The sequence below is a fragment of the Curtobacterium sp. SP.BCp genome (genome assembly GCF_051903255.1).
Taxonomy (GTDB): Bacteria; Actinomycetota; Actinomycetes; order Actinomycetales; family Microbacteriaceae; genus Curtobacterium.
In genome coordinates this window covers 1,848,474-1,861,511 of record NZ_CP194338.1, presented here as the reverse complement: position 1 = coordinate 1,861,511, position 13,038 = coordinate 1,848,474, and the positions used below count along the sequence as shown (strand labels likewise).

Below are 13,038 nucleotides of genomic sequence, written 5' to 3'. Positions count from 1 at the left end.
GCCGCTCCCGAACCTACTGACGAACGGCTGGACCCGACCGCACCGGCACGACCCCGAGTCCGTCCACCGCCGCCAGCACGTCGTCCGGCCCCACCGCGAGCAGCGCCGGGTCCGGCTCCTCGGAGAACACGTCGCCGCGTCGCTGCGCTGCGTCGGTGAGCACGACGTGCGGACCGGACGCCGGCGGACCCCACGCCTCGGGCGGGGCCGGGCCGAACAGGACGACCGACGGCACCCCGTAGGCGGAGGCCAGGTGCGCCGCGCCGGTGTCGACGGTCACGACCACCGCGGCGTCGGCCACGACCGCCGCGAACGGCTGCAGGTCGAGGACTCCCGCGAGGACCGCCCCCGGCGGCAGGCCGGCCGCGTCCGCGACCGCACGGGCGCGGTCGACGTCGTCCGCGCCTCCCGTCAGGACCACGTCGTGTCCGCGCGCCCTGAGCCCGCGCACCACCTCGGCGAAGCGGTCGGTCGGCCAGTGCCGTGCGCCGTGGAAGGCCCCGACGTGCACGACCGCGGCGCCGGGCGCGACGGACGGCGTCACCGGCCGGTCGATCGCGACCTCGTCCGGGTCGGCGGGGATGCCGTGCCAGGTGAGCAGGCGTGCCCACCGCTCGCGTTCGTTCAGGCCCTCGGGCCACTCCGGACCGTCGTGTCCGCGGTCCGGGTCCCGGTGGCCGACGACCCGGCCGGGTCGGAGGGCCTCGAGCAGGTCGTTCGACTCGGGTCCCACCCCGTGCAGGTTCACCGCGACGTCGACGGAGCCGGTCGGGGCGGCGATCGGGTGGTCGAGCCCATGCTGGGCGAGGTGCACGTCGACCGCCGGGACGAGCTCGACGACGGGGGCGAGCCAGGCCGTCGTCGCGAGGGTGATGCGGTGGCCGGGGAACGCACGACGCAGCGCGGTCAGGGCAGGCACGGCGACGAGCAGGTCCCCGAGCTTGATGGCGCGGAGCACGAGGAGCTCCGGTCGGCCGTCGGACGGGGGCATGGTCGGCAGGGCGGTCACGGTCGCGGACGCTAGGCGGGCGTCCCTGCGGGCGCGGTCAGCACCGCGCGGAACGGCTCTTCCTGGGCCGACGCGGGGTGCCGGACCGGTACTGCTCGGTGCATGGCCCTCGCACCGGACCGCCCCGTCGGCGGCGTCCTCTTCGATCGTGACGACACCCTCGTCATCGACGTGCCCTACAACGCCGACCCGCACCTGGTCGTCCCGGTGCCGGGGGCGCACCGGGCGGTCGAGCGCGTCCGCGCCGCGGGCCTGCGGACCGGGGTCGTCACGAACCAGTCCGTGATCGCGAAGGGCATGGCCTCCCGTGCGCAGGTCGACGCGACGAACGCGCGGGTGGACGAGCTGATCGGACCGTTCGACGTGTGGTGCGTCTGCCCGCACGACGCCGACGACGGCTGCGACTGCCGGAAGCCCCGGCCCGGCATGGTCCTGCGCGCCGCCGAGGTGCTCGGGGTGCCCGCCACCGAACTCGTCGTGATCGGAGACATCGGCGCCGACGTCGAGGCGGCCCGGGCGGCCGGGGCGCAGGGCATCCTCGTCCCCACCGCGCGGACCCGGCCGGCCGAGGTCGACGCGGCGGACACCGTCGCCGCGACCCTCGACGACGCGGTGACGCTCGTCCTCGCACAGCGTCCGACGCCGGTCGCGTGAGCGGGACCCGCGGCCCGCGCGTCCTCGTCGCGCGGCTCGACTCCTTCGGCGACGTCCTCGTCGCCGGTCCGGCAGTGCGTGCGGTCGCCGCCGGCGCCTCGCACGTCACGCTCCTCTGCGGCCCGCAGGGTGCCCCCGCGGGCCGGTTGCTCCCCGGCGTCGACAGCCTCCGGACGTGGGCGGCACCGTGGGTGACCGAGACCGCCCGACCCATCGACGACGCCGTCGTCGACGAGTTCCGCGCACTGGTCGCCGAGGAGCGCCCGGACGAGGCCGTCGTCCTGACGTCCTTCCACCAGTCCCCGCTGCCGCTCGCGCTGCTGCTCCGGCTCGCCGGCGTCCCGCGGGTGAGCGGCGCGTCGGTCGACCACCCCGGGTCGCTCCTCGACGTGCGCCTCCGACCGGGCGAGGACCTGCCCGAGGACCTCCCCGAGCCCGAGCGTGCGCTGCGCATCGCGCAGGCCGCGGGCTTCGCGCTCCCCGACGACGATGCCGGGAGGCTCGCGGTGCGCCTCGACGCCGCCCCACCCGCGGCCGTGGCCGGTCTGGGCAGGTACGTGGTCGTCCACCCCGGTGCGAGCGTCCCGGCCCGGGCGTGGCCGGCCGAGCAGCACCGAGCGCTCGTCGCCGCCTACGCCGCCGCCGGGGTGCCCGTGGTGGTCACGGGATCGCCTGGTGAGCGGGCACTGACGGCCGAGGTGGCCGGGTCCACCGGGATCGACCTCGGCGGCTCGACGACCCCGGCGGAGCTCGCCGCAGTCCTCGCGGGAGCGGAGGTGGTCGTCGTCGGCAACACCGGTCCGGCGCACCTCGCGGCCGCCGTGAGCGTGCCGATCGTCAGCCTGTTCTCCCCCGTCGTCCCGGCGGTGAAGTGGGCGCCGTACGCGCCGCTCGTCGAGGTGCTCGGCGACCAGAGCGCACCGTGCCGACTCAGCCGTGCCCGTGCGTGCCCGGTCCCGGGCCACCCCTGCCTCGCCCGTGTGTCCGTCCAGGATGTGCTGGATGCGCACCGCCGACTGCAGGACCGCGCTTCGCGGATCACCGAGCACCTTCCTGCGCCGTAGCCGGGCGAGCGCTGCGTAGCGTGCGCCACTGCTTCTCCTTCTCCTCCTGCTCCTCGACCCGGAAGGCCTGCATGCGCATCCTCGTGTGGCACGTCCACGGCGGCTGGATGGACGCCTTCGTCCGCGGCCAGCACCAGTACCTCGTCCCGACGACCGCGGCGCGCGACGCCGACGGCCTCGGACGCGGGGGCAGGGACTGGCCGGCATCGGTCGTCGAGATAGCGCCGGAGGACGTCGCCGACGCCGAGGTCGACGTGGTCGTGCTGCAGCGCACGGAGGAGCTCGAGGCGGCCGAGCGGCTGCTGGGGGGCCGCTCGGTACCGATCGTGTTCGTCGAGCACAACGCACCACGCGTCGACGTCCCGAACAGCCGCCACCCGCTGCGGGACCGCGACGACCTCGTCATCGCCCACGTCACGCACTGGAACGCCCTCATGTGGGACTGCGGCACGACACCGACCACCGTGGTCGAGCACGGCGTCGTCGACCCCGGGCCGCTGTACACCGGGTCCCTCGGACGCTTCGGTGTCGTCATCAACGAGCCGGTCCGCCGCGGCCGGGTCGTCGGCACCGACCTGCTCCCCCGCTTCGCCTCGGTGGCGCCCGTCGACCTCTGGGGCATCGGCACCGAGCGGATCGGCGAACTCGGCTTCGGCGACCGCGTCGTCGCGCAGGGCGACGTGCCCGCCGACCCGATGCACCGCGCGCTCGCGGAGCGTCGTGCGTACGTGCACCCGAACCGGTGGACGTCCCTCGGGCTGTCGCTCATCGAGGCGATGCACATGGCGATGCCCGTCCTCGTCCTCGCGACGACGGACGCACCACGGACCGTGCCCGCCGACGCCGGCGCGATCGCGACGGACGTCGACGAGCTGGTCCGTGCCTCCCGGCTGCTGCTGGAGGACCCGGACGAGGCGCGCCGACGCGGTGCCGTCGCCCGGGAGGCTGCGCTGGAGCGCCACGCGCTCGCGCGGTTCACCGCCGACTGGGACGACCTGCTGGACCGGGTCGTCACCGACCACCGGACCGCGCGCTCCGCGCGGCGGAACGGCACGACCGAGGTCGTGCTCGAAGGGAGTGCCCGATGAAGATCGCGATGGTCTCCGAGCACGCGAGTCCGCTCGCGACCCTCGGCGGCGTCGACGCCGGCGGCCAGAACGTGCACGTCGCCGAGTTGTCCGGCGCGCTCGCCGACCGCGGCCACCAGGTGACCGTCTACACCCGACGCGACGCGTCCGACCTGCCCGTGCGGGTGCTCCTGCGCCCCGGCGTCGAGGTCGTCCACGTCGACGCCGGACCCGCCCGCGCGGTGCCGAAGGACGAGCTGTTCCCGTACATGGGCACGTTCGCCTCGGTCCTGGCCGCCGAGTGGTTCGTCGACCGGCCCGACGTCGTGCACGCGCACTTCTGGATGTCCGGGCACGCCGCACTCGAGGCCGTCGCGCAGGTGCAGGCCCGCACCGGCGGGGTGCGCATCCCCGTCGCGCAGACGTTCCACGCGCTCGGGGTCGTCAAGCGCCGCCACCAGGGAGCGGCGGACACGAGCCCCGTCGAGCGCGAGTGGGTCGAGCCCGCCGTCGGGAGGAGCGTCGACCAGGTCGTCGCGACCTGCTCGGACGAGGCGTTCGAGCTCAAGGCCCTCGGTGTCCCGCTGCACCGCATCTCCGTCGTGCCGTGCGGTGTCGACGTCGAGACCTTCCGGCCGGACGGACCCGTCGAGGCTCGGGGCCGGACGCAGCGGGTGCTCACCGCGTCCCGACTCGTGCAGCGCAAGGGCGTCGGCACGACCATCGCGGCCGTCGCCGAGCTCGTGCACGAGGGCCGCGACGTCGAACTCGTCGTCGTCGGCGGTGCCGGTGTCGCGGGAGCCGACCTGCCCGACGACCCGGAGTACCAGCGCCTCGACGCACTCGCCCGGTCGCTCGGCATCCGGGACCACGTGCACTTCCGCGGGCAGCTCGGCCAGCACGACATGCCCGCCGTGTACCGGAGCGCCGACGTCGTGGTGTGCGCCCCCTGGTACGAGCCGTTCGGGATCGTGCCCCTCGAGGCGATGGCGTGCGGCCGACCGGTCGTCGCGTCGAGCGTCGGCGGCCTCATCGACACCGTCGTGGAGGACGCCACCGGCCTGCACGTCCCGCCGCGCGACGAGGACGCCGTCGCGACCGCGATCGGCACGCTCCTCGAGGACCCCGAGCGCCGTGAGGCGTTCGGTGCCGCCGGCCGCGAACGCGCGGTCGCCCGGTACACGTGGCAGAAGGTCGCCGCCGAGAGCGAGCGCGTCTACGACCGGCTCATCGCCGGCGGCGGCGCGGTCGCGGACACCCGCTCCGGCGCACGTCGCGCCCCCCGTCGCACCGCGACCACCGAGAGGACCGCACGATGACCATCTCCCCGACCCAACCCGCGACCGGGACCGGCGTGGACAGCGTCCGGCTCGTCCGCGACCACGTCGCCGCGTCCGTCCCCGTCATCGCCTCGCTCGTCGACCACGGCGACCACATCGCGGCCTGGGCCGACGACATCGCGACGCGACTCGTCGCGGGCCGGCGGCTCCTCGCCGCGGGCAACGGCGGTTCGGCGGCCGAGGCGCAGCACCTCACGTCCGAGCTGACCGGCCGCTTCGACGGCGACCGTCCGGCGTACTCGGCGATCTCGCTGCACGCCGAGACCTCCGCCGTCACCGCGATCGGCAACGACTACGGGTACGACGAGGTGTTCGCCCGCCAGGTCCGGGCCCACGCCCGCGCCGGGGACGTGGTCGTGCTGCTGAGCACGAGCGGCAAGAGCCCGAACCTCCTCCGCGCCGCCGAGGCCGCACGGGCCGTCGGCGCGCTCGCGATCGCCATGACCGGGCCCCGGCCGAACCCCCTCGCGTCGATCGTCGACGACGCGATCTGCATCGACGGCCCCTCCGCGAACGTGCAGGAGGCGCAGCTCGTCCTCGTGCACGCCCTGTGCCGCGCGATGGAGCCGGCCCTGCGCCGCGGAGCCCGCCGGTGACCGGCGCCGCACGCAGGATCGTCGTCGTCGGGGACACCCTGCTCGACGTCGACGTCTCCGGCACGAGCGAACGCCTGAGCCCGGACGCCCCGGTGCCCGTCGTCGACGTCCGCACCGACGACCGCCGCGCCGGCGGCGCCGGACTCGTCGCGACCATGCTCGCGAAGGACGGCCACGACGTGACCCTCGTCACCGTGCTCTCCGACGACGGCCGCGGCGAGGAGGTCCGTGCCCTCCTCCCCGGTGTGCGCGTCGTCGCCGGGCCGTCCGGTGCACCGACGCCCGTGAAGACCCGCGTCCGCGTCGTCGACCACGCACTCGTCCGCATCGACGAGGGCTGCGCGACCCCGCCCGTCCCGGACGTCACCGCCGAGATGACCGCCGCCCTCGCCGGGGCCGACGCGATCGTCGTCGCCGACTACGGCCGGGGCGTCGCCGCCGCGCCCGCTCTCCGCGAGGCACTGTCCGCCGTGGCCGCGCACACGCCCGTCGTCTGGGACCCGCACCCGAAGGGCGCCGAGCCGGTCCCGGGGACCACGATCGCGACCCCGAACACCGCGGAGGCCCGGGCCGCCAGCGGCATCGGCGGCGACGGCGTCCCGTTCGCGACCGACGCCGCCGCAGCCCTCCGCGAGTGCTGGGGCACGCACGCCGTGGCCGTCACGATGGGCGACCGCGGCGCACTCGTCGCCTCCCCGTCGGGCAGCCGCTTCGTCCCGGCCCCCTCCGCCACGGTCGGCGACCCGTGCGGCGCGGGCGACCGACTCGCCGCCGGGGTCGCGGTCGCGCTCGCCGACGGAGCCGACGTCGCCGACGCCGTGGCCGCCGGGGTCGCGGACGCCTCCGCCTACCTCGCGGCGGGTGGCGTGACCGCGCTGTTCGCCGACCACGGTGCCGAGCCCGTGGCCGTGCCGGGCGTCGACCGCGACGCGATGCGCCTGGTCCACCGGGTCCGCGCCGAGGGCGGCACCGTCGTCGCCACCGGCGGCTGCTTCGACCTGCTGCACGCCGGGCACGCCCGGACCCTGTCGGCGGCCCGGGCGCTCGGTGACTGCCTGGTCGTGTGCCTCAACTCGGACGACTCCGTCCGGGCGCTCAAGGGTCCCGAGCGGCCGATCATGACGCAGGACGACCGCGTGGAGCTCCTGCTCGCGCTGGACTGCGTCGACGCCGTCGTGGTCTTCGACGAGCACACGCCGGACGAGGCGCTCCGGCGGTTCCACCCGGACGTCTGGGCGAAGGGCGGCGACTACGACGCCGCGGACCTCCCCGAGGCGGCCACCCTCGCCGAGTGGGGCGGACGCGTCGTCACCGTGCCCTTCCACCCCGGCCGCTCCACCACCCGTCTCGCCGCGGCGCTCGCGCACGTCGGCTGAGCGGCACGCCCTGCCCGCAGCACGCGGGACCAGGACCGTGCCCCACCCCCACGAAAGGAAGTCCATGCCCGTCCCCACCACCCCCATCGGTCGCGTCCTCGTCACCGGCGGCGCCTCCGGGCTCGGCGCAGCGGTCGTCGCCGCCGTCACCGAGGCCGGCGGCACCCCCGTCGTGCTCGACCTCGCCGTCGACGCCGTGCCCGAGGGCGTCGACGCCGTCGCGGTCGACGTCACGGACACCGCCGCGACCGAGCAGGCGGTCCGGGACGCCGCGGAGCGCCACGGCGGTCTCGACGCGGTCGTCACCGCCGCCGGGATCGACAAGCCGGCCCCGATCGGCGGGATCTCGTCCGGCGACTGGGAGCGCATCGTCGCCGTGAACCTCCTCGGCACCGCTGCGGTCGTCCGTGCCGCGCTGCCCGCCCTCGAGGCCACGCACGGCCGGGTCGTCACGATCTCCTCGTCGCTCGCCCTGCGCGGCGTCGGCGACGGCACCGCCTACTCGGCGTCGAAGTTCGGCGTCCGCGGGTTCTCGCAGGCACTCGCCGCGGAGACCGGCGGTCGCATCGGCGTCACCAACGTGATCCCGGCCGGCATGCGCACGAACTTCTTCGCCGACCGCACGGAGCAGTACAAGCCGGGTCCGGACGCGCAGCTCATCGAGCCGGAGTACGTCGCGAACGCGATCGTCTTCGCCCTCGCGCAGCCCGCGGGCTGCGAGATCCGCGAGCTGTCGATCATGCCGGCGACCGAGCCGAGCTGGCCGTAGGCGTCACCAGGCGTCGTGGTCGCGACCTCGCGACGGACGGGAGGCGCGGTGCCAGCTGGCACCGTCCTCCCTCGCAGGCTCGGTCGGCGCGCCCCGCGCAACGCTTCGCGTCGCCGCTGAGCGGGGCGCGCCAGTCGGTCACGTGGTCGCGTCGCGACCCAGCGCGATCGTCAGCGTCGCGGCGCGACCGTCGCCAGCAGGTCGGCGACGTCCGTCAGGACGACCTCGGGTGTGACCTCGTCGACGAACGACGGGTCGTGCTCGCAACGTTCGGCCGTCCACCCGACCTGCGTGACGTCGATCCCGCACACCGGGCACCGGGTCACGAAGGACATGTGGACGCGATGGCGGCCACGGTCGAACGGACCCGCGTTGACGACGTTGCCGAACCAGAACACGCCGACCGTGGGCGTGCCGACCGCGACCGCCAGGTGTCGCGGCCCGGAGTCGTCGCCGACCATGACGTCGGCAGCGGCGAGCACCACGGGCAGCTCCGTCAGGGGCAGGGTGCCCACGAGGTCGTGCAGGCGTGCGGGGTCCCCGAGCTCGGCGCGGATCGCGTCCGCCGCCGCCCGGTCCGAGGCGTCACCGACCAGGACGACGTCGTCCCCGGCCGCCAGCCGTTCCCGGGCGACCGCAGCGAAGCGCTCCGGGCTCCAGCGCCGCCGCGGGTCCGTCGCTCCCGGGTGCAGCGCGACGAGTCGGTCCGCGACCCCCAGCCGCTCGCGGACCGCGGCCCGCTCCGGCTCCGTCACGAGGACGTGCGGGTCGAGCGTCACCGGAGCGGCCCCGGCGAGCGAGACGACCTCCAGCGAACGGACCACCTCGTGCTGGTAGTAGACGTAGCGGACCCAGCGCTCCAGGACCTCGGCGTCCTCGGTGGCGGTGCCGACGGTGTGCCGAGCGCCGAGCGCGAGCAGGAACGGGTTCGAGTTCCGACCACCGCCGTGGAGCTGCACGGCGAGGTCGAAGCGTCCGCGCGTCCGGGCGTCGAAGTCCTCCCGGCTGGGCGCGCCGGCACCGGAGTCCCGGACGCCCGTCGCGATCGGCAGTTCCTCGAAGGCGTGCACGGAGGCGGTGCGTCCGGCGAGCACCGCGGGCGCGACGGGGGTGCCGAGCAAGGTGATGCGGGCGTCCGGGTACGCGGCGGCGAGGGCGTCGATCGCGGGTACGGCGAACAGCAGGTCACCGAGTCCCCCGCCCCGCAGCACCGCGATCTCGTGGACGTCGTCGAACCGGGGACCACCGTTGCCGATCAGTTGCACCGGTCCAGGTCTACCGACCCGGGGCCGACCGTCCGTCGGGGGATGGACGAGAAGCGCGGATCCGTGACCGTGTCCAGGGCCGTCCGAGGAACGTGCGAGTCCCGCACGGAAGGACCCGCATGACCCTCGCCGCCCCTCGCACCGCCGCCACCGACTCCGCCACGAACGACTCCGGCTCGTCCGACCTCGTCGTGACCGACCCGGTGGACGGCTCCGTCGCCTCGACCACGCCGCGTGCCACCGCCGCGGACGTGCGGGACGCCGTCGCACGAGCCCGTGCGGCCGCCCCGGCCTGGCGTCGGACGGCTCCTGCGGAACGCGGGGCGCTGCTCCGGGCCGCGGCCGAGCACCTCCGCGGGTACGCGGACGAGCTCGCTGCACTGAACACGCGCGAGACCGGGAAGGTCCCCGGGGACGCGCTCGGCGGGGTCGAGGCGGGGATCGGCACGCTCCTGCAGTACGCGGAGCTCGGGCCCGTCCACCGCGGCGAGTCGCTCCGTGGTCAGCACGGCGCCGCCGACTGGACCGTCCCGCACCCCCGCGGCGTCGTGCTCGCCCTGACGCCCTGGAACGACCCGGTCGCGGTGGCGTGCGGGATCCTCGGCGCGGCGATCGTCACCGGCAACACCGTGGTGCACAAGGGCTCCGAGCGCAGCCCGGCCACGATCGCCCGCCTGAACGCCCTCCTCGCCGAGGTCCTGCCCGACGGCGTCCTCGTCGGGGTCGACGGTGACGCGGCCACGGGTGAGCTGTTGCTCGAACAGGACGGCATCGACGTGTACGCGCACGTCGGCTCGACCGCGACCGGCGACCGGCTGTCCGAGGTCGCCACCCGCACCCGCGCCCACGTCGTGCGGGAGAACGGCGGGAACGACGCCGTCGTCGTCGACGCCGACGTCGACCCCGCGTGGGCCGCGGCGCAGGTGGCGCTCGGAGCCTTCGCGAACACCGGCCAGATCTGCACGAGCGTCGAACGGGTGTACGTCCACCGTGCCGTCGCCGACGCCTTCGTCGCCGCGCTCGTCGCCGAGGCCGACCGCCGGACGGCCGCACCCTCCGCCGAGTACGGCCCGCTGGTCGACGGTCGGATGCGGGACGCCGTGCACGCGCAGGTCCGTGACGCCGTCGACCGCGGGGCCGTCCTCCGCACGGGCGGGGTCGTCCCGGACGGACCGGGGTCGGCGTACCCGGCCACCGTGCTCACCGAGGTGACCGACGAGATGACCGTGATGACCGAGGAGACCTTCGGCCCGGTCGCCCCGGTCCGCGTCGTCGACTCGTTCGACGAGGGCATCCGGCTCGCCGCAGCCGACCGCTACGGCCTCGCGGCGACGGTCCTCACGAACGACACCGGCAACGCGCTCCGCGCCGCGGTGGAGCTGCCGGTCGGCACCGTCAAGGTGAACGCCGTCTTCGGCGGCGCGCCCGGCGGCAGCGCCGAACCCCGTGGTGCGTCCGGCTCCGGGTTCGGGTACGGGCCGCACCTCCTCGACGAGCTCACCACCACGACCGTCGTCCACCTCGAGCCCGCGGGTGGTGTCCGGTGACCGCCGACGTGCGGCTCGTCCGCGAACTCGTGGGTCGCATCGACGACCGCGAGCCGCTCGTCGTCGTCATCGGCGACGGCATCCTCGACCGCTGGACCGTCGGCGAGGCCGAGCGGGTCTCGCGCGAGGCCCCGGCCCCGATCGTCCGCGTGACCGAGAGCATCGCCGTGCCCGGCGGCGCGGCCAACACCGCCGTGAACGCCCGCGCGCTCGGCGCCCGGGTCCGGATGGTCGGGTACGTGGGCGACGACGAGTCCGGCCGGACCCTGCGCGACCGGTTGGCCGCGGCCGGCGTCGACACGACCTTCCTCGTGGAGGTCCCCGGCGCCCGCACCACCACCAAGGACCGGGTCGTCGGCGGGGACCGCGTCGTGGTCCGTGTCGACGACATCGCCGCACCGCCGGACGACGCCGCCCGGGCACGCTTCGGCGAGGCCGTCGCCCGTGCCGTCCGCTGCGCCGACGCCGCGGTGGTCTGCGACTACGGCCTCGGCGTCGACCCGGAGACCGTCGTGCCGGTGCTCGACCGCGACCGTCCGGACGCCGTCGTCGTGGACGCGCACGACCTGACCCGCTGGGCGGGACTGCACCCGGACCTGGTGACGCCGAACGCCGGCGAGACCACCGCACTCCTGGCGCGCGCGGGCGCGGACGGAGCCCGTGTCGACCTCGGCCAGGGCGCCGCCCGTGCGGCCGCGGTCGTCGACGCCCGCGACGCGCTCCTCGCCGCGACGGGTGCCCGAGCCGCCGTCGTGACGCTCGACCGCGACGGCACCGTGCTGCTCGACCCCGACACCGACGAGGCCTTCCGCACCCGGGCGACGCCGGCTGCCGAGCAACAGGCGTCCGGTGCCGGAGACACCTTCTGCGCCGGAGCCACCGTGGCCCTCGCCGTCGGCGCCGACCATCGGCAGGCCGTGTCCTTCGCGCAGGCCGCCGCCGACGTCGTCGTCCGCGAGGCCGGCACCTCGGTGTGCTCGGCGCGTGCCCTGGTCGACTCGGTGACCGCCCCGGCGGAGACCGTCGTGGACCACGACGAACTCGCCGACGCCGTCGCCGCAGCCCGCGCAGCCGGTCGCCGCATCGTGTTCACGAACGGCTGCTTCGACGTCGTCCACCGCGGGCACACCACGTACCTGCGACAGGCGAGCGAGCTCGGCGACCTGCTCGTCGTGGCGCTGAACGACGACGACTCCGTGCGCCGGTTGAAGGGGCCGGAGCGCCCGATCAACACGGCGGAGGACCGCGCCGGAGTCCTCGCAGCGCTCGCGTGCGTCGACCTCGTCACGGTGTTCGCGACCGACACGCCCATCCCGCTGCTCCGTCGCATCCGCCCGGACGTCTACGTGAAGGGCGGGGACTACTCCCCCGAGATGCTCCGCGAGACCGCGGTGGTGCGGGAGTACGGCGGCGAGGTCGTCATGGTCGACTACGTCGCGGAGCACTCCACGACCGCGGTCGTGCGACGCATCCGCGAATCCTCGTGACCGCGCGCTGGTCCGGCGACTGGGCTCGGCCCCGGGTCGACGGGGCAGCGCCCGCGGTCGACGTCCTGGTACCGACGGTCGGCAGGTACGCCGAACTCGCGACGACGCTCGCCGGGCTCGCGGCGCAGGTGGACGTCGACCTGCGACTCGTCCTGAGCGACCAGTCCACGGACGGGGACGCCGCCTCCCGGCCGGCGGTCGCCGCCATGCTCCGCGTCCTGGAGGCACAGGGCCGGCCCGTCACGCTCCGCACCCACCGTGAGCGGCTGGGTCTCGCGGAGCACCGGCAGTTCCTGCTCGACCACGCCTCGGCGCCGACCGTGCTGTTCCTCGACGACGACGTCTGGCTCGAACCGGGCACGGTGCGGCGGATGCTCGACGCCCTCCGGACGCTCGACTGCGGTTTCGTGGGGTCGGCGGTGCAGGGGTTGTCGTACCTCGCCGACCGGCGCCCGCACGAGACCGCGCTGTTCGAACCGTGGTCGGACGGTGTCGAGCCGGAGGTGGTCCGCCGCGGGACCCCGGCCCACGACCGCTGGTCGCTCCACAACGCCGCGAACCTCGCCCACGTCGCCTCGGACCTCGACGTCGAGCACGGCGGTTGGGTGCCCTACCGGGTGGCCTGGGTCGGTGCCTGCGTGCTCTACGACCGGGAGCGGCTCGAGTCCGTCGGCGGCTTCCGCTTCTGGCCGGACCTGCCGCCGGAACACGCCGGCGAGGACGTCGTCGCCCAGTGGCGCGTGATGGAGCGCTTCGGCGGCGCGGGGATCGTGCCGTCGGGTGCGGTGCACCTGGAGTCGCCCACCACGGTCACGGACCGACGGGTGGACGCACCGGACGTCGTCTTCCGCTGAGGACGGTGCG

General features: G+C 75.5%; 12 protein-coding genes. 10 read left to right on the top strand and 2 right to left on the bottom strand.

Annotated elements, in window-relative coordinates; all coding sequences use genetic code 11:
• Window positions 1–13: 13 nt before the first annotated feature.
• Complete coding sequence (locus tag ACRQ4C_RS08975; RefSeq protein ID WP_439688440.1) at window positions 14–1,009, bottom strand: glycosyltransferase family 9 protein; 996 nt, start codon at window positions 1,007–1,009, stop codon at window positions 14–16.
• A gap of 102 nt (window positions 1,010–1,111) precedes the next feature.
• On the opposite strand from ACRQ4C_RS08975, the gene ACRQ4C_RS08970 reads away from it, so the two are divergent.
• From ACRQ4C_RS08970 to ACRQ4C_RS08940, 7 genes are all read left to right on the top strand, one after another.
• A complete protein-coding gene (locus ACRQ4C_RS08970) occupies window positions 1,112–1,663 on the top strand; it encodes a D-glycero-alpha-D-manno-heptose-1,7-bisphosphate 7-phosphatase (protein ID WP_439688439.1) in 552 nt (183 codons plus the stop codon).
• A complete protein-coding gene (locus tag ACRQ4C_RS08965; protein WP_439688438.1) occupies window positions 1,660–2,727 on the top strand; it encodes a glycosyltransferase family 9 protein in 1,068 nt (355 codons plus the stop codon). Before ACRQ4C_RS08970 ends, ACRQ4C_RS08965 begins: the two co-directional genes overlap by 4 nt.
• A gap of 71 nt (window positions 2,728–2,798) precedes the next feature.
• Complete coding sequence (locus ACRQ4C_RS08960) at window positions 2,799–3,815, top strand: glycosyltransferase (RefSeq protein ID WP_439688437.1); 1,017 nt, start codon at window positions 2,799–2,801, stop codon at window positions 3,813–3,815.
• A complete protein-coding gene (locus ACRQ4C_RS08955) occupies window positions 3,812–5,113 on the top strand; it encodes a glycosyltransferase (RefSeq protein ID WP_290131775.1) in 1,302 nt (433 codons plus the stop codon). The genes ACRQ4C_RS08960 and ACRQ4C_RS08955 overlap by 4 nt, the downstream gene beginning before the upstream one ends.
• A complete protein-coding gene (locus ACRQ4C_RS08950; RefSeq protein WP_290131776.1) occupies window positions 5,110–5,730 on the top strand; it encodes a D-sedoheptulose-7-phosphate isomerase in 621 nt (206 codons plus the stop codon). The genes ACRQ4C_RS08955 and ACRQ4C_RS08950 overlap by 4 nt, the downstream gene beginning before the upstream one ends.
• Window positions 5,727–7,106 carry a PfkB family carbohydrate kinase gene (locus ACRQ4C_RS08945; protein WP_439688436.1) on the top strand — a complete coding sequence of 460 codons (1,380 nt, stop codon included), beginning with the start codon at window positions 5,727–5,729 and terminating at the stop codon, window positions 7,104–7,106. The genes ACRQ4C_RS08950 and ACRQ4C_RS08945 overlap by 4 nt, the downstream gene beginning before the upstream one ends.
• A gap of 64 nt (window positions 7,107–7,170) precedes the next feature.
• Window positions 7,171–7,875: an SDR family oxidoreductase gene (locus ACRQ4C_RS08940; RefSeq protein WP_290131778.1), complete on the top strand. Its 705-nt coding sequence runs from the start codon at window positions 7,171–7,173 to the stop codon at window positions 7,873–7,875.
• Between the two features lie 170 nt (window positions 7,876–8,045).
• Here the strand turns inward: ACRQ4C_RS08940 and ACRQ4C_RS08935 are convergent, their stop codons facing one another.
• On the bottom strand, window positions 8,046–9,140 hold the full coding sequence (locus tag ACRQ4C_RS08935) for a glycosyltransferase family 9 protein (protein WP_439688435.1): 1,095 nt from the start codon (window positions 9,138–9,140) through the stop codon (window positions 8,046–8,048).
• Between the two features lie 119 nt (window positions 9,141–9,259).
• Here ACRQ4C_RS08935 and ACRQ4C_RS08930 point away from each other — a divergent pair, with 119 nt between their 5' ends.
• From ACRQ4C_RS08930 to ACRQ4C_RS08920, 3 genes are read left to right on the top strand one after another with little or no spacing between them, the layout of a single operon-like run.
• Window positions 9,260–10,687 (top strand): aldehyde dehydrogenase family protein, encoded by a 1,428-nt coding sequence (locus tag ACRQ4C_RS08930; protein ID WP_439688434.1) that lies wholly within the window; start codon window positions 9,260–9,262, stop codon window positions 10,685–10,687.
• Window positions 10,684–12,174 carry a D-glycero-beta-D-manno-heptose 1-phosphate adenylyltransferase gene (rfaE2, locus tag ACRQ4C_RS08925; RefSeq protein ID WP_439688433.1) on the top strand — a complete coding sequence of 497 codons (1,491 nt, stop codon included), beginning with the start codon at window positions 10,684–10,686 and terminating at the stop codon, window positions 12,172–12,174. The genes ACRQ4C_RS08930 and rfaE2 overlap by 4 nt, the downstream gene beginning before the upstream one ends.
• A complete protein-coding gene (locus tag ACRQ4C_RS08920; RefSeq protein WP_439688432.1) occupies window positions 12,171–13,028 on the top strand; it encodes a glycosyltransferase family 2 protein in 858 nt (285 codons plus the stop codon). Before rfaE2 ends, ACRQ4C_RS08920 begins: the two co-directional genes overlap by 4 nt.
• The last annotated feature ends 10 nt before the right edge of the window (window positions 13,029–13,038 follow it).

What these genes read in the sequence shown, in the direction of transcription:
- ACRQ4C_RS08930 (WP_439688434.1), top strand. Translation starts at nt 9,260, where the DNA reads ATGACCCTCGCCGCCCCTCGCACCGCCGCCACCGACTCCGCCACGAAC.
- ACRQ4C_RS08960 (WP_439688437.1), top strand. Translation starts at nt 2,799, where the DNA reads ATGCGCATCCTCGTGTGGCACGTCCACGGCGGCTGGATGGACGCCTTC.
- ACRQ4C_RS08950 (WP_290131776.1), top strand. Translation starts at nt 5,110, where the DNA reads ATGACCATCTCCCCGACCCAACCCGCGACCGGGACCGGCGTGGACAGC.
- ACRQ4C_RS08955 (WP_290131775.1), top strand. Translation starts at nt 3,812, where the DNA reads ATGAAGATCGCGATGGTCTCCGAGCACGCGAGTCCGCTCGCGACCCTC.
- ACRQ4C_RS08940 (WP_290131778.1), top strand. Translation starts at nt 7,171, where the DNA reads ATGCCCGTCCCCACCACCCCCATCGGTCGCGTCCTCGTCACCGGCGGC.
- ACRQ4C_RS08970 (WP_439688439.1), top strand. Translation starts at nt 1,112, where the DNA reads ATGGCCCTCGCACCGGACCGCCCCGTCGGCGGCGTCCTCTTCGATCGT.